The sequence below is a fragment of the Candidatus Neptunochlamydia sp. REUL1 genome, from assembly GCF_963457595.1.
Taxonomy (GTDB): domain Bacteria; phylum Chlamydiota; class Chlamydiia; order Chlamydiales; family Simkaniaceae; genus Neptunichlamydia.
Window position 1 is genome coordinate 1,304,156 of sequence record NZ_OY735137.1, and the last position, 15,013, is coordinate 1,319,168.

General features: G+C 43.1%; 12 protein-coding genes and 1 pseudogene. 5 read left to right on the plus strand and 8 right to left on the minus strand.

All coding sequences use genetic code 11. The features are described 5' to 3' along the window. Nucleotides 1–87 precede the first annotated feature (87 nt). Nucleotides 88–777 (plus strand): transposase, encoded by a 690-nt coding sequence (locus R2I63_RS06980; protein ID WP_316356151.1) that lies wholly within the window; start codon nucleotides 88–90, stop codon nucleotides 775–777. A 428-nt stretch (nucleotides 778–1,205) separates the two neighbouring features. On the opposite strand, the gene nqrE is transcribed toward R2I63_RS06980, so the two are convergent. Genes nqrE through nqrB form a run of 4 tightly spaced genes read right to left on the minus strand, consistent with a single transcriptional unit; the run spans nucleotide 1,206 to nucleotide 4,848 of the window. Then, a complete protein-coding gene (gene nqrE / locus R2I63_RS06985) occupies nucleotides 1,206–1,901 on the minus strand; it encodes an NADH:ubiquinone reductase (Na(+)-transporting) subunit E (RefSeq protein WP_316356154.1) in 696 nt (231 codons plus the stop codon). Beyond that, on the minus strand, nucleotides 1,901–2,539 hold the full coding sequence (gene nqrD / locus R2I63_RS06990) for an NADH:ubiquinone reductase (Na(+)-transporting) subunit D (RefSeq protein ID WP_316356157.1): 639 nt from the start codon (nucleotides 2,537–2,539) through the stop codon (nucleotides 1,901–1,903). The genes nqrE and nqrD overlap by 1 nt, the downstream gene beginning before the upstream one ends. Further along, the gene (nqrC, locus tag R2I63_RS06995; protein WP_316356159.1) at nucleotides 2,532–3,374 is read right to left on the minus strand and encodes an NADH:ubiquinone reductase (Na(+)-transporting) subunit C; all 843 of its coding nucleotides are present in this window, start codon (nucleotides 3,372–3,374) and stop codon (nucleotides 2,532–2,534) included. The genes nqrD and nqrC overlap by 8 nt, the downstream gene beginning before the upstream one ends. Beyond that, nucleotides 3,349–4,848 carry an NADH:ubiquinone reductase (Na(+)-transporting) subunit B gene (gene nqrB / locus R2I63_RS07000; protein ID WP_316356161.1) on the minus strand — a complete coding sequence of 500 codons (1,500 nt, stop codon included), beginning with the start codon at nucleotides 4,846–4,848 and terminating at the stop codon, nucleotides 3,349–3,351. Before nqrB ends, nqrC begins: the two co-directional genes overlap by 26 nt. Before the next feature lie 85 nt (nucleotides 4,849–4,933). On the opposite strand from nqrB, the gene R2I63_RS07005 reads away from it, so the two are divergent. Together R2I63_RS07005 and R2I63_RS07010 are read left to right on the plus strand one after the other, a co-directional pair. Beyond that, a complete protein-coding gene (locus R2I63_RS07005) occupies nucleotides 4,934–9,952 on the plus strand; it encodes a hypothetical protein (protein WP_316356163.1) in 5,019 nt (1,672 codons plus the stop codon). Beyond that, nucleotides 9,924–10,520 carry a hypothetical protein gene (locus R2I63_RS07010; protein WP_316356165.1) on the plus strand — a complete coding sequence of 199 codons (597 nt, stop codon included), beginning with the start codon at nucleotides 9,924–9,926 and terminating at the stop codon, nucleotides 10,518–10,520. The genes R2I63_RS07005 and R2I63_RS07010 overlap by 29 nt, the downstream gene beginning before the upstream one ends. A gap of 76 nt (nucleotides 10,521–10,596) precedes the next feature. Here the strand turns inward: R2I63_RS07010 and R2I63_RS07015 are convergent, their stop codons facing one another. After that, on the minus strand, nucleotides 10,597–10,830 hold the full coding sequence (locus tag R2I63_RS07015) for a hypothetical protein (RefSeq protein WP_316356167.1): 234 nt from the start codon (nucleotides 10,828–10,830) through the stop codon (nucleotides 10,597–10,599). Between the two features lie 78 nt (nucleotides 10,831–10,908). Here R2I63_RS07015 and R2I63_RS07020 point away from each other — a divergent pair, with 78 nt between their 5' ends. Next, the gene (locus tag R2I63_RS07020; protein WP_316356169.1) at nucleotides 10,909–11,199 is read left to right on the plus strand and encodes a transposase; all 291 of its coding nucleotides are present in this window, start codon (nucleotides 10,909–10,911) and stop codon (nucleotides 11,197–11,199) included. 14 nt (nucleotides 11,200–11,213) lie between these two features. Further along, nucleotides 11,214–12,050: pseudogene (locus R2I63_RS07025) on the plus strand (IS3 family transposase); the annotation flags it as partial. 295 nt (nucleotides 12,051–12,345) lie between these two features. Here the strand turns inward: R2I63_RS07025 and R2I63_RS07030 are convergent. From R2I63_RS07030 to dnaA, 3 genes are all read right to left on the minus strand, one after another. Further along, nucleotides 12,346–12,885, minus strand: a complete 540-nt coding sequence (locus R2I63_RS07030) for an IS630 family transposase (RefSeq protein WP_316355518.1) — start codon at nucleotides 12,883–12,885, stop codon at nucleotides 12,346–12,348. Nucleotides 12,886–12,893: 8 nt separating this feature from the next. After that, nucleotides 12,894–13,403, minus strand: a complete 510-nt coding sequence (locus tag R2I63_RS07035) for a helix-turn-helix domain-containing protein (protein WP_316356171.1) — start codon at nucleotides 13,401–13,403, stop codon at nucleotides 12,894–12,896. A 225-nt stretch (nucleotides 13,404–13,628) separates the two neighbouring features. Continuing rightward, entirely contained in the window at nucleotides 13,629–14,963 is a 1,335-nt protein-coding gene (dnaA, locus tag R2I63_RS07040) for a chromosomal replication initiator protein DnaA (protein ID WP_316356174.1), read from the minus strand. Nucleotides 14,964–15,013: the final 50 nt, after the last annotated feature.

A 15,013-nucleotide genomic window follows, 5' to 3' on the forward strand; every position in this document is an offset into this window, starting at 1 on the left:
AAAGAATTCCCATATTGGGACTGTTGAGAACTGGCATAATTTTCTAAAATAATTTAAGCTCTTTCTCTTTTTAGATGGAGGATTCCCATGCAACAAGTTGAGATGATTTGCTTAGAAGACTTGGTTCCAGAAAGCTACAATTACCGTAAATTTGCCAAGATTTGGTCATTTAGTTTTGTGGAGAAAAGACTCAGGAAACTGGAAAAGGACAATCCCCATAAAGGGTATGGCTTGCTGCGGATATTCAAGTGTTTATTGCTGCAGTTTCTGGAGAACTGCAGCGATAGAGAATTAGAACGCTTTATCCAAGAAAACACTGCAGCTCGATGGTTTTGTGGGTTTAACCTGAGAGACAATACCCCAGATCACACAGTCTTTTGTCAGCTTAGAAAAAAAATAGGGACCAATATCTTGTCCAAGATCTTAGCTGATCTAAGAGATCAGCTAAAAGATCAAGGACTTATGAGTGAAGTTTTTACCTTTGTAGATGCAACCCATTTAATTGCTAAAGCGAATTTATGGGAGGAAAGAGATAAGGCGATTGCAGAAAAATACGAGAAACTGAACAACGAAAACATCTCACAATTTTCTGCAGACGTTCAAGCAAAGATTGGTTGTAAAGGGAAGAATAAATACTGGTATGGTTATAAGCAGCATACCAGTGTAGACATGCAGACAGGTCTTATCAATAAGGTTGCGATTACTCCGGCTAATATCACAGATGCCTCAGGTTTCAAACACGTCTGTCCCTCTCAGGGAGCTAGCTATATGGACTAAGGCAAAGGGGGTACATCTAGGCGCTATCAAAAAGAATAACATGAAGGGCAAAAATAAAGATCAGGATCGGTGGTACAGTTCCGTGAGGGCCCCTCATGAGCGGGTCTTTTCGCAAATAGGGAAACGAGTGAGGTACCGAGGAATCGCGAAAAATCAATTTTCAAGTTTTATGCAAGCTATTTGTTACAATCTGAAGAGGCTAGCGGTTCTAGATCCCCCAAATTTGTGTCTCTCCTAGGGAGAGGTGTGTCCAAATGGACGGAATTTTCCATTTCTAAACACTTACAAACTACAAAACCTATCAAAAAGCACCTGTTTTTTTCGAACTCAAAAGTTTTACATCCTGAAACTTCTGAATCTCTTTGGTTCTAAACAGCCTTAATATTCCATGTTTTTCTTGCCCAGCTTTCTCAAAGCTTCTTTACTTCCTACTCTGATGGCTCTGTTTGAACAAGAAGAGGATAGGTGTCATCTTCAGTTACCTGGTCGAGAGTAATTCCTGCAAACCCCATAAATGCCAAGGAGATAAGACCAGTCATGATAAAGGTCAATCCTATCCCGCGAAGTCCCTTAGGGACATTAGAATAAGAGAGTTTTTCTCGGATGGCGGCGATGAGAAGAATGGCAACCCACCACCCTACCCCTGCGGCTGCCACGTAGACGAGGTTGGGAATAAAAGGATAGGCTCTTACCGTTGCAAAAAGGGAGGCCCCTAAGATGGCGCAGTTGACAGTGATGAGGGGAAGATACATTCCCAGTGCTCGATAGAGTGCTGGGGCAAACTTGTCGATGACAATCTCGAGAACTTGGACAAGTGCTGCGATTACGGAGATATAGATAAGAAATTCGAGGAACCCAAGATTGACACCTTCGGTGGGAATGCCTAGGTATCCTAGCCAAGAAAGGGCATTTTCACCCGTAATATAAGTATGAACAAGCCAATTAAGCATTCCGGAAATGGCCATGACAACGCAGACTGCCATCCCGAGTCCATTGGCTGTTTTGATTTTGTTCGAACAAGCAAGGTAAGAACACATCCCTAGAAAGTTAAAGAGAAGGATGTTTTGGATAAAGATGGACTGAATGGCGAGGCCTAATAAATTCAAGATAGAGTAGGGATCCATTATTCACCGTCCTCTTTTGCAATAATGTTTCGAACCCAAATCATTCCCCCAATAATAAAGAATGCGGAAGGAGCGAGTGCCATCAGGTTCGAATTCACATAACCATCAGGATGCTGCGGACTGGCATACCATGCTAAGGGAATGATTTGAAAATCAAAAAGAGTTCCAAAGCCAAAAAGTTCACGGATAAAACCCACTCCCAAAAGGATCAAGGCGTACCCTGAAGCGGCTCCTAGTCCATCCATAAAAGCTGGGACAGGTCGGCTATTTTTTGCCATAGCTTCTGCTCTTCCCATCACAAGGCAGTTAGTGATAATCAGCCCCACAAACACAGAAAGTGTCAGTGACATTTCATAGAAATAGGCTTTGAGGACTTGATCGACGATGATGACAAAAAGGGAGATAATGGCAAGCTGCGCAATCATCCGGACGCTTGGAGGAGTCCATTTGCGGATAAGTGAGACAAAAAGGGAAGCAAATCCTGTTACAAAAATCACCGAAATTCCCATAACAGTCGCAACACTCAACTTAATCGTAACGGCAAGTGCGGAACAAATCCCTAAAATCGCTACAAGAATTTGATTATTATTCCACAATTGATCTGTATAGTAGCGGCCAAGAGGTTTTTTTTTAACCATCGATTTTCACCTCTTGGTTATGTGCGCGAATGAGAAAGGGGCGATAAGGGGCGAGCGAAGAGCGGAGGGCTTCGTTGACCCCCGTAACGGTAATGGAGGCCCCCGCGATTCCATCGACAGCGCTATCTGCCATAGGAGTTGTTCCAAGTGTTTCTTCCACGGTTGTTTTCACCACTTTAATTCCAAGGGGTGCTCTTTGAAAATTGGTCGATCCATCGGGGCTTTTTTGGAAGATGGTCTTATCAAAAAATTGCTCTTGCCAATCGGGGAGAGCGATTTCACCACCCAACCCAGGGGTTTCTTTTTGGTCATACCAAGTCATCCCAAGCACGGTATCTCCATTTGCTTCAATCCCTAAATAACCATAGATGGCATCCCAAAGTCCATACCCATTCACAGGAATGACATAGCCATAAGGGCTAGAAGAGGGTGTCGTTTGTTTGACAAGATAGATGAGTTTATAGGGGAGTTTCGAGTAGCCTAGTTTTGCATGATCTAGCAGATAATCTGTTTCGTTTAAACCTGCTTCTGCAAATGTGTAAAGCTTTCCTTGGGCATCTGTAAGTCGAGTTAGAATTCGGGTCTCAAAGACCTCTAAGATTTCTTGATCTTGAGCTTTCTTTGTTTGCTTGCCATCAAGGAGGAAGTACCCTTCATAATCTAGAATACGGGCGGCGAGAAGGAGTTGCTTGCTTCGGTAGAGTTCCTTTGCATTTTGCTGCGGAGCTTTTAATAATTCAGCAAGGATGGATAGGACTAGGGCGCAAGCTGTGCAAATAATCACAACAAAAATAAGGGTGCGGGTATTGCTAAATCCGGATTTTCTTTCTACCACGACATTTCCTTGTGAGTGCGTAATGATCAATAAGTGGAGCAAAGACATTTCCAAATAAAATGGCTAACATGACCCCTTCTGGAAAGGCAGGGTTAATGGTCCGAATGACGATGACAAGAGCGCCGCATAAGATCCCGTAGATCCATTTTGCTCCTTTCATGTAAGGAGAAGAGACGGGGTCGGTGGCCATAAAGACCAGTCCAAAGGCAAGGCTTCCTAAGAGGAGGTGTTTGTAGGCGGGAAACGCATACTTTGCAGCATTAAAGGCCCCTGTATGAGGGCCTAAATGGAGGGCACCCCATTCAAAAAGAAGGGCGCAAAGATAAGCACCAGCTGCCATTCCTGCCATTGATCTCCACGATCCGATCCGCGTATAAATCAAAAGAAAAGCCCCTAAAAGGCAGGCGAAGATCGAGGTTTCTCCCATGGATCCAATACGATTTCCGAAAAAGAAATTTCCATTGGTAAGTTTTCCTTGTCCGAAGCGGAGCTCAGCAAAACGGACAGCGTCGGAATAGTTTTCAGGAGAAAGCCCCAGCCCTCCACTGCTTAAGGAAGAGGTGATAAATGTTTTTCGCTCTTCTGGAGAGAGTGTTGAATAGCTTGCTCCTTTTTTCCAAAAGGACAGTTGGTGGTTGATGACCCGCGCTGTTTTCACCTCCTTCACATAGTCCATGCCAATTGCATCAACATGGATTCGCTTAATGTCGGGGCTGATGTTAAAGCGATTGAGAGCTGATGCTTGAGTAATGCCATCGATTTCTCCGGAGGTTTGGTTCATCGAGAAGATACTTTGTTGGATTTCAGTGGGGTTTGTCCCTACCCACACAGGTCCCGTCATTTTTGTAGGGAATGCAAAGAAGAGGAAGGCGCGACAGACAAGAGCAGGATTGAGGATGTTCATTCCTGTGCCTCCAAAGAGTTCCTTTCCAATCACAACGCCTGCAGAAACCCCAACGACAACCATCCAGTAGGGAATCGTGGAAGGAAGAATTAAGGCAAATAACATTCCGGTAACAAGAAATCCCTCCGAAACTTCGTGGCGGCGGATCACAGCGAAGAGAACTTCCCATGCACCTCCAACGACATAAGAGACAAACATGATGGGTAGGAATGCAATCAACCCCCGTTTTAGAATGGGCCAAAAATGCGACTTTCCAAAGGAGAAATAGCCTCCAAAAGTTTCTGAGGCTCTGATAAAGGAGTCCATGATCTCGATATCACTGCTTCCAAATACGTAGGCCTGCACACCGCTATTCCAAATTGCAACAAGGATGCAGGGGACAAGGGCATAGACAACAACCATCATCCATCTTTTAAGATCAATGATGTCGCGAATGTGCGGCCCGCGTGTTGTTCTGATCGGCACTTCATAGAAAAAAGTATCGAGCGCATTGACAAGAGGGCGGAGCCGATGAAGGCGCGTCCCCTTCTCTGTCAAACGAAGATGAAAATCTAAAACTTTTCGTAGCATTCTTTCATAATGTAGAAAAAGAAGTTTTTCCTCTATTTTTTTTGCCTTTTCCTTTACGATTAGGTAGGAAAAATAAGGATGTTTTGTGCGAAAGAAAGCGCTGATTTGGTTTATTTCTCTTTTTACGGTTTTGCTTGCCTTTGGCGTGGGGCATCGTCCTCTTATTTGCTTTGGAGCCAAATCCTATTTGTCAACGCGCCTTCCAAGAGGAGGGAGTCTTAACTTTTCATATGATCATGCGCGCCTCAATGAAGGACAGCTGGTGCTTCATGATGTGACAGTTGTAAGACAAGAGGGGAAGGGGAGCCCTGCCTTTAATGTTAAGATCGATGACCTAAAGGTTTCCTTCAAGCTTCAAATGTTTCCCTTTAGATTTTCTCCGAAAGTGATCATGGATCACCCTCAAGTCGCTTTGATGGTTGGTGGATTTAAGGAGCCAAAAAAGAAAAAGGGTGTCTACGACATTCTCGATAAACTTTTTTTCAGAACCCCTGTGAAAGTGCAAGCCGGAGAGTTTGTTTTTGGTGATCAAGTTGCTGAAGTAACATTTGAGTGTCCTGAGGAAGGGGAAAAGGGATTTCTGAAAATTAGCAAGGGAGCAGGAGAAACTCCGTTTATAGCCACTTTTTTAAAAGAAGAAAAACAGCTGCATTTTGATCTTAATTTCGAACGTCTTGATACTGTTTGGGCGTTTGAGATTGGCCAGTTTTTTCTTCCGTCGCTCCAAAATGACATGGAAGTTAAAAATGGAGAGCTTAGTGGAACAGTAGAGCTTGCGCTATCAGCGCCCAAACAAATCGAATATGTAAAGTATTCTTTGGGGCTCAAAGAATTTGCATTTTCCCATCAGCAGTATGGGTTGGATGTGAGTCTCCATCACCTGACCTGGAAAGAGCACTTCACTTCTAATACTGAGATGAAAGGATGGGAGTCCCATCCATTTTTTGAAAATCTGTGGCCTTATTTTGTAGGCGAGGGGGAAGTCGCGGGACTTCATGCGACACTTGATCATCCAAAAAATGATGAAGTGTGGGGAGCGGTTGATGTCAATGGCTCCCTCCGTTTTAGCCGTCTAAATGCCCCGCTTATGGAATTCCATGGTCTCTTTCATCGGAAGGGAAAAGAAGTTCCTTTTCATTTGGTGGGAGAAGGAATCATTGAAAACAATACGACTTGGAAGGTCGCATGTGATGCTTGTTTTTTTGATAAAGAAGAAATTGGAGCATTCATTGCGCTGACGTCAAAGGGTGGAGGGACATTTATCGTTGAGAGCGAGGGGAAATCTCTTGCGCCTGATCAGCTTACCCTCTTTCAACATTTTGTTGGAGCCCATATCCCGGCAGTTGAAAAGATCACAATCGATCAAGGAACCTTCAATGGAAAAGTCATTGGGTGGATTGAAAATAAAAAGCTCACTCGATGTGAAATGACCGACTTCAAGGCAACGCAGGTTGTAGGAAGCGTTTATGGCAAGGATCTTCATTGGAAGGGGAATGAGGTTCTTGGAAAAGGAGAGTTTGATTTTTCTTCGCCAGATTTTTTTGATGGGACACATTGGGAAGTTAAAGTAGTTGGGGGCGAGTGCAATATTCAAGAGCGAAAGATTGAAGGAATCGATCTTTTAGTTGCGATGCATGATCAGTATCTTAAACCCTCTACCCTGACTTGCAGTTATGAAGGAATCAATGGGAAGTTTGCTTTTGAAGGGCTCTATTCTCATTTGAATATTAATGTTGATATCCTTCTTCACCCTGAGAGACTGGCCGAACTTTTACAGGTTCACAAGCCAAAAAATATGTCAGAGCCTGTCGCACTTGATCTTGATATGAAGCTGAAAACTGTTGACGATCGGTTAGGTGTTGAAGGAAGCTTAGGTTTCCTAAGGGAAGGTGAGAAGGATGATATCATTGAGTTTGGGTGGAATTGGGACTTAGAAAGATTTGTGCTTGGGGAGTATCTATCAAGCTTGGAACTGGGATGGTTCCATGCTGAAAAGATCTCAGCGCGGACGCTTAACCTTCCCCTGATGATTTGGCACCGAGATTTTCGAGGGAGAGGGTCGCTTGGATTAGAAGGGACGTTTAATTCTCGAGCGGTTGAATTTAGTATTGATCCAACAGATCTAAAATATGAATCGAAAGCCATCGATATTATGCCTAAAGGAGAGGGAGAGGAGAAAGCCCCCAACTGCAACTTCTTTCTCGACTTTGAAAAGGGAATTTGGAGGGGCAAAATCCCTCTAAAAAATGCCCAGGTGCGGGAACACTCATTTGGCCTTTCGTTTGACTCTTTCACCTCAGAAGTGGATTTGGAAGGAACGGAATTTTTGTTTCAAAATGTTGACGCATTAGCGGATGGGGTTCATTTTCAAGCAGAGATAGCTGTTGACTTTGCTCGCGCAGATCGCAACGAACTCACAATAAACACTTATGCAATCGATGGAGAGGCTAAAGATGTTCTTACCTTTCTCAATCATTTTGAGTCTTTTCAAGGTGTTGAACTTCCTTTATCCGGAGCGATAAAAAGTGGGCCAGGAGATATGCATCTCCACGCATATATTGGAGATGTAGAAGAGCTTTTAGAGTGGCGAATTGCGCTTCACCTGCGGGATGGACAGTACCCCTTTTCAGAAAGTTTTGGTTTCGAGAATTTATCAGGAAATCTTTACTATTCTGCAGAAGATGAGAGGTTTAAGATTGAGGATGTCGATGGGGGTCTCACCTTAACCGCAGGAAATGTTCCTAAATCTTACTCTTTGAATGTCCCGGTACTGGAGCTCGATGCGAAAGAAGGAATTCTGATTTATGATTGTCGACTTGAAGCACCTACCTATGAGATCTGTCGCGTTGTTGGAAGAGGAGCTCAGGAAGGGGAAGGATTTTGCTTTCATATCGATACAGATCGTACCCGTTTTTTTGGTGCACGGATGGAGGTGGAGACTTTGACTTTTCATGAAGGGTTTTTAAGCCGTGCAAGTGTTGCAACGAAGCTCTCTGCTCTTGATTTGGTTCACCATCTAGATTTCCTTAATTCTGCAGGGCTTCTGCCCATTAAGGAAGAGACGTTAGATGAGATGCGTGGTCCCCATGTTGAGGGGGAACTAGAATTTGGCTTCTTGTTTAATAGAAAGGAAGAGGCCTTTTCCTTTGATGCAAAGAGCTCTAGTCTTAGAATGGGGTCAATTAATCTCGATCACCTTCTCGTGCATGGGCAAAGACAAGGGGATCGCTTTACTTTAGATCGTTTTGAAGCGGGCTCATTGAAGATTCATGCGACGATGGTCAGAGAAGAGGCGCGGTGGCACCTTCCCAATTTGGAAGTGCTTTGGAAGAAATGTTTTTTAAAGAGCGGTGTTGTGACTTTCGATGAAGAAAAACGGCAGCTTCAAGTCCCTCTTGAGGGGCTCCGACTTGACTTAGAAGAGATTGCAACACTCTTCCCCCATACCGAATTTGAATGGGATTATTTGAATGGAATCCTTTTTGCAAAAGGGGACTTCACATTTGATTTTTCAAGAGGCTGGAAAGACTGGGCTTTTGATTCTGAACTGCACTGCGTAGGTGAAGAGTTTGGAAGAGGGCGCCTTAGGGTAGAGAGTCCAGAGGCTCTTCGTGTTTCGTATAATCCACAAGATGGGTTTTCTTTAAATCAAGCCGACTTTAACTTTCTCCACCCACGGTCGAATCAACTGTGGGCAAAATGTCACTTTGATCGGTTAGGGTATAGAGACGGAACGCTTAAAGGAGAGGGAGCTAAATTTATTGTTCCTCCAGAAATGGTCCATTTTATTGGACAGACTCGCTCACTTCCTTATTTGGGATACGAGGAAGAGAGAATGATTGTTTTCGATTATCCGATTGAATGGGAGAATCAAATTGAGGCATCTCTTGATTTTGAGCTTGGTGAAACTTCCAAGGCAAGTGGGTATTTAAAAGAAGGTTACTATTGGGTAGGGGATAAAGCGTGGTATCTAAGTAGCTGCTCCTTTGGGTATGAAAAAGAAAACTTAACTGTTAACGTGAATACCCTATATGGCGAGCTTCCATTTGACCTAAAAGCTGATCTCTCATTTCATCCTCATTTCACCTCCCGTTTTGTGATTCAAGAAACCTGCAATGACCAGCGGGGAGAGCAGCCGCTTGTGATCCAAACAGATTGGAATAAAAACGAGGGTTTTTTTATTCAAAGTATGGATGGAGGAGTGTGTGGTCTTGATTTTTCATTTCACCATAATCCTAAAGAGTCTTTCTTAGATAAAATGGCGCTCACAGGACAGTTAAAAGTAAACGTTCCTAAGCTAGCTCAGTTAATGCCAGAAGAGATACGAAACACAGTATCTGAATTTGAGATTGGAAAAGGATATGAGCTCAGCGGAGACTTAATTATTTCCAAGACTCAATTTGATGAGAGTCACTTTTCGGGATATCTTAAGGGAAAGAAATTTCAATTAATGGGGACACTCATGGGGACACTCATGAGTGAAATTGATATTCGCCCTGATCATATCGAACTCGATCACTTTACGATTAGTGATTCCTCTGGGATGTTTGCAATAGAATCTATCCGCATGATAAAAAATTCAAATGAAGAGTGGGAACTTAATATTCCTGAGGTTGTGATTACTGATTTTCGTCCCAGTCTTCTGAAGAAGATTGGAAAGTATCCCACTCGGATCAAACCTCTGACCATCCGAGAATTGCGCGCTAACAATATTCGTGGAACTCTTGGCAATGCTTCAAGTTTTGTTGGAAAAGGAAACCTTAACTTTATTAACACTTTCAAAAGGGACTATCACATTCTTGATATTCCCTTCGAAATTTTGGGACGATTGGGGCTTGATATGGGACTTCTCGTTCCTGTTCGGGGAGAGATAGAATATGTGATCGTAGATGGTAGGGTCTACTTTACAGAACTTAAGTCCAGCTACAGTGAGGGTAAGCGTTCGCAATTTTACCTTTCGCCGATAGAACACTCCTATATAGACTTTGATGGAAATATCAATGTGAATATTAAAATGAAGCAGTATGTTCTCCTCAAAGTGACGGAACCCTTTACACTATCGATCGGGGGAACCTTTGAGAATCCGAAGTACGGCTTGCGTTAACGCAGTTCTCCATTTCTTTTATCCCTCTTATTGTCTTCATTGTGATGGACCGCTTGTAGAGAAGCATCACCTCCTCTGTCCCTCATGTCTTGAGTTGATTGAATGGATCCGTCCAAAAGAAAGGTGCACCTATTGCGCCGGTCCCTCCCCTTGTACGCCATGCAAAGGCTCTCCTCGCCCGCTTCGTCCGCATCTTTCTCTCTTTGAAGGGTGTGGTCCTATCCTCTCTCTCTACAACCATTTTCTTAAAACCAAGCAAGGAAAGGGTCTGGCATCCTTTCTCCTTCTAGCGCTGAGTCGCTCCTCGTTCCCCATCCCCGATGCGGTGATTCCAAACACCGACAGGCTTTTTCCTCAAAGAGAGCCCTCCTATCTTTTAGCAAGAAGCCTAGCGCGCCTTCTGAAATGCCCCTGCCTTCTTCCAGGCCCTAACCTCGAAGACAAGTCTGTCCTTCTCATCACTAGTGCCCTGCATGAGACCAGGGCACTGCTTGATATGAAGCGCCACCTGAAGGGTTTTTTTCCAAGGAAAATCACCTCCTTGGTTCTAATCGATTACAGAGCATAATATCTAATTCAATAAATAAATTTAATCGTTTTTGATGGATTTAATTTTGTGTTATAGCTAAAGTGACTTAAATTAGTTATAGGCAGTGCTCCTTGAAAAGTTCGTCTATTCCACATTGATATTTTCTTCGCTTAGACTTTGCCTGTGCCCACTTGTGTTCAATAGGGTTTAGATCAGGAGGCTGTTTAGAACCAAAGAGATTCAGAAGTTTCAGGATGTAAAACTTTTGAGTTCGAAAAAACAGGTGCTTTTTGATAGGTTTTGTAGTTTGTAAGTGTTTAGAAATGGAAAATTCAGTCCATTTGGACACACTATAATGCTCCCCAAAATTTAGACAGGTGTGTTTAGGAGAATAAGCTGTCTCGGATAGACTAAAAGGAGATAGTTTATGAAACGGAGAAAAATGAGCAGTAAATATTCACCCGCCCTTAAGTTTAGAGTCGCTTTGGCTGCTTTAAAGGGAAACAAGACGATAGCAGAGCTATGCCAAGAATTTGGTGTGGCTTCCAGTCAGATTTATGCCTGGAAAAAGGACCTTGAAGAAAGAGGGCTTGAAATTTTTGAAACGAAGAGCCCAGAGCACTCTCATCGGGTAGAAGTTGATAAACTTCATGGAGTCATAGGGAAGCTGAAGGTTGAAAACGATTTTTTAAAGAGAGCGCTTGGAAGCTCCCACTAAAGGAGCGACAGGCGCTTGTAAAATTGAAAGGCAATTTAAGCCTAGCAAAAAAGGCTAAGCTACTAAAGATCAATAGATCTACGATTTACTATCAGTCTTGTAAAAAAGAGGATGTAGATCTGATGAATGAAATCCGCGATCTGTATGAAAAGCATTGCTTTTTGGGGTATCGACGGATCACTGAAATTTTAAACAGGAGAATGGAGACAAAGGTCAACAGAAAGAAAGTCTTGAGGCTCATGAGAAAGATGGGGCTTATGGCTGTTTACCCCAAGAGAAAGCTGTCAAATAGAAATGATGATGATCCAGTTTATCCTTATCTCTTAAAGGAAAAGCCACCCCTCAAGCCAAATGATTGTTGGGCGGTTGATATCACATACATAAGAATATGTGGAGGATATGCTTACTTAACAGGGCTTATTGACTGGGTAAGCCGGCGGATTATGGGTTGGAGCTTGAGTCCTTTTTTGGATGCCAGCTCATGTTTAGAAGCATTGAATCAGGGGTTAAAAAAAGAGTTCCCAAAGATGGTTAACTCTGATCAAGGAAGTCAGTTTACAAGCAAGAGTTGGATAGAACTGCTCAAGAAACACAGTATTGAGATCAGCATGGATGGAAAAGGGAGATGCATAGACAATATTTATATAGAGCGTTTTTGGCGTTCTCTGAAATATGAAGAGGTTTACTTGAGGTCATATAGGAGCATGAAAGAAGCCAAAAAGAGCCTCGGTTCTTATATCCAATTTTACAATGAGGAGAGACCTCATCAGAGTTTAGGCTACAAAACACCTAATGAAATGCATGGGGCTGAGAGCTCAGGGAAAATAAAATATATGGAGGCATTAGCCTAATAAATGAAGAAACATTCGAGACGAAAAGTCTCCTAGAAAATCACAAAAAAACTGTCTTGACAATGGGGTGCACCTTATAAGGAAATTCTTGAGGTGATCAAAGAAGGGCATTCTTTAGAGAGATTTAAGGAAAAAATCATGGTGGAGGATCGTCGAGATGATACTCGCATGAGAGCAGCGCAATCAACGGTAGTTTGTAAACCTCACGAATTTGACAGCGCACATTACACATGATGATGAGTCTTATTCTTGGGTGATTCTTAAGTAGAAATTATACCATTCGTAAAAAATAACGTCATAAAATAGCCCACGGTCTTGAGCAGAGCCTTCTCACTCTGGTTGGAGTGTCAACAAATGCATTCCATGCATCGCAGCAGGCCATCGTAATCGCATCATAATCTTCATAACAGCGATTCGCTAGATGTTCATCTCGAAGCGTTTGCCATACTTGTTCTGTTGGATTCAACTCTGGAGAAACCGGAGGAAGCGGTAGAAGGCTTATGTTGCTAAACCTTTTAAGTCGCTTTGTTGTATGCCAAGCAGCTCTATCCAGCACAATAACTGCATGCCTTCCTTCAGGAATCTTCATGGAAATGTGCTCAAGATGCACAAGCATTGCTTCTGTATTTACAGCTGGCATTACAAGGCCTACAGCTTCATCTCTGACGGGGCAAATAGCTCCAAATATGTAAGCGTATTCAAATTGCTGCTGACGTGCGAGCCGAGGACGTGTTCCTTTATTGGCCCATGTACGGGTTACAGTGCCTCTTTGCCCCACTCTAGCCTCATCTTGGAACCAAATATCAACAGACTCTATTTCTACTCCTGCTGGCAATGCCTCAACTACTTTTTCTGAGAAGTTTTTTTAAAAGTCTCTTGGGCTTCTAAGTCTGCCTTGGGGTGAATTGATCGACCCGAGATCCAGACGAGGTCAGCCCTTTTCAATGTATTGTATACCGTCTTCAAAGATGGGTCGACTCCATATTTTGTTTTCATCAATTCCAAAATGTCTCTCCCTTTGATACGTCCACCTACTTTCTTCTCTTGCAGCTCTAAAACAGCTTGCCTGAATGCAGCTTGATTTTCTAGAGGTATCAATGGCTTCTTACCTCTACCCGGCTTATCTTTTAACCCTTCGAAACCTTCCGTTCTAAATCTCTTGATCCACCTCATCAAAGACCTGAGTTTCACCCGTACAAAGGCTGCTGTTTCTGTAAACGTCTTCCCTTCTTGGAGATGGGCAAATGCCAGAAACCGTCTCCTTTCTCTTGGACTCCCCTCTGTTTTAGCAAGCTTATCGAAATCGTACTGATCAAGTCCTTTTATCTGAGCGGCCTTTCTTCCTCTCAACACTCACCTCCTGTTAAACTCAAACAGCTTACATGAAAAGACCAATTAAATTTATGACTTTATTTTTTACGAATAGTATTACTCATACAGAGGTCATCACTATCGTGATGATCTATGCTCTCTTCCTAGGACCACCTTTCAAGATAAGTTCTTTCTTCTTGTTACCGGTACTTCTTAGAGGAAGTTGAAGCAAAGCCTCTCATGAAAAAAATCTATTTCTTAAAGGTATTAAGCTTCGATATTTTGTCGTGTCATTTGAATTTGACGACGCAGCACATCGTCTCTTTCCAGCTGCTGGGAGATTTTTTTCCAGGCGTGGAGGAGAGTCGAGTGGGTTTTGCCGCCAAAAGAGGAGGCGATCTTAATGAGTGATTCTCCAAGGAGCTCCTTGGCAAGATACATAGCGATTTGTCGTGGGTATGTCACCTCTTTGGCGCGGGACGAGCCGCGGAGATCACTTTCTCTCACATTGAACATTGATGCGACGCTATGAAGGATCCGGTCTACGGAGATTTTAGAGCGAACGGGCGCTTGGAACATTTCACTGAGCGTTGAATCTACAACATCTTGGGTGGGCTCAAGGTGCATCAAGCGACAGTAAGCGCCAAGGCGGTTGATAGCTCCTTCAAGTTGTCGCACGTTATTGTAGATATGCTCTGCGATATAGAAGGCGGTTTGACTTGGAAGGTGGAGGCCGGTTTTTTCTGCTTTATATTGCAAGATGGCAACGCGTGTTTCTAAATCTGGGGTTCCAATGTGTGCAACCAGGCCCCATTCCATACGCGCAATCATCCGCTCTGAAAGTTGCAGCTGTCCTGGAGGTTTATCGCTGGTGATCACGATCTGCTTGCCTTGATTGATCAAGGCTTCAAACATATTGCAAAACTCTTCTTCAAAATTAAGACGGTTTTGTAGGAATTGGATATCATCAACAAGAAGGACATCAAGATTGCGGAAATACCGCTTCATTTTGTCGACTGATTTATTGCGCAGGTGGGATACAAGATCATTGATAAACGCTTCGGTTGTGATGCATTGAATGCGGAGCTTTTTGTGGTTTTTCTGAACAGAGTGTCCAATTCCATGAAGTAGATGAGTTTTTCCCAGGCCCACACCTCCATGAATAAAAAGGGGATTGTACGACTTTCCAGGACGGGAGGCTACGCCAAGGGCAGCTGATTTAATAAACTGGTTGGAAGGGCCTTCGATAAAGTTTTCAAATGTATAAGAGACATTGAAGGAAAGAGGGTGTCCGATATCTGATTTCTTTTTCGGTTTCGGAAGATCTCTCTTAAGTTCCTTCCGTTTTTCTCCCTCTTTAATCAAAAAAGAGATCAGAGGTTTACCTTTGTTATCTTTTGGGAAAAAACTAGTGAGTGCTTCTTCATAGTTGTCGAGGAGGTATTGTTGCACAAACACATTGGGAACTTGCAATGTTATAGGATCTGATTCTTCGACACATTTTATTGGCGCGATCCAGTTTTCAAATTCGGCGCGCGAGCATCGATTTTGCATAAAGGATAGGAATTCAGACCAAGTATCTTCTTTCGTTTCAAGAGGCATTGTTATTTCCAAAAGTTATCGACATTTTTTCCACAATAAAATAGCTTCCT

Excerpts from the sequence above, each read along its gene's own strand:
- R2I63_RS06980 (WP_316356151.1), top strand. The coding sequence starts at position 88 with ATGCAACAAGTTGAGATGATTTGCTTAGAAGACTTGGTTCCAGAAAGC.
- nqrE (WP_316356154.1), bottom strand. The coding sequence starts at position 1,901 with ATGGATCCCTACTCTATCTTGAATTTATTAGGCCTCGCCATTCAGTCC.
- nqrD (WP_316356157.1), bottom strand. The coding sequence starts at position 2,539 with ATGGTTAAAAAAAAACCTCTTGGCCGCTACTATACAGATCAATTGTGG.
- nqrB (WP_316356161.1), bottom strand. The coding sequence starts at position 4,848 with ATGCTACGAAAAGTTTTAGATTTTCATCTTCGTTTGACAGAGAAGGGG.
- R2I63_RS07020 (WP_316356169.1), top strand. The coding sequence starts at position 10,909 with ATGAAACGGAGAAAAATGAGCAGTAAATATTCACCCGCCCTTAAGTTT.
- dnaA (WP_316356174.1), bottom strand. The coding sequence starts at position 14,963 with ATGCCTCTTGAAACGAAAGAAGATACTTGGTCTGAATTCCTATCCTTT.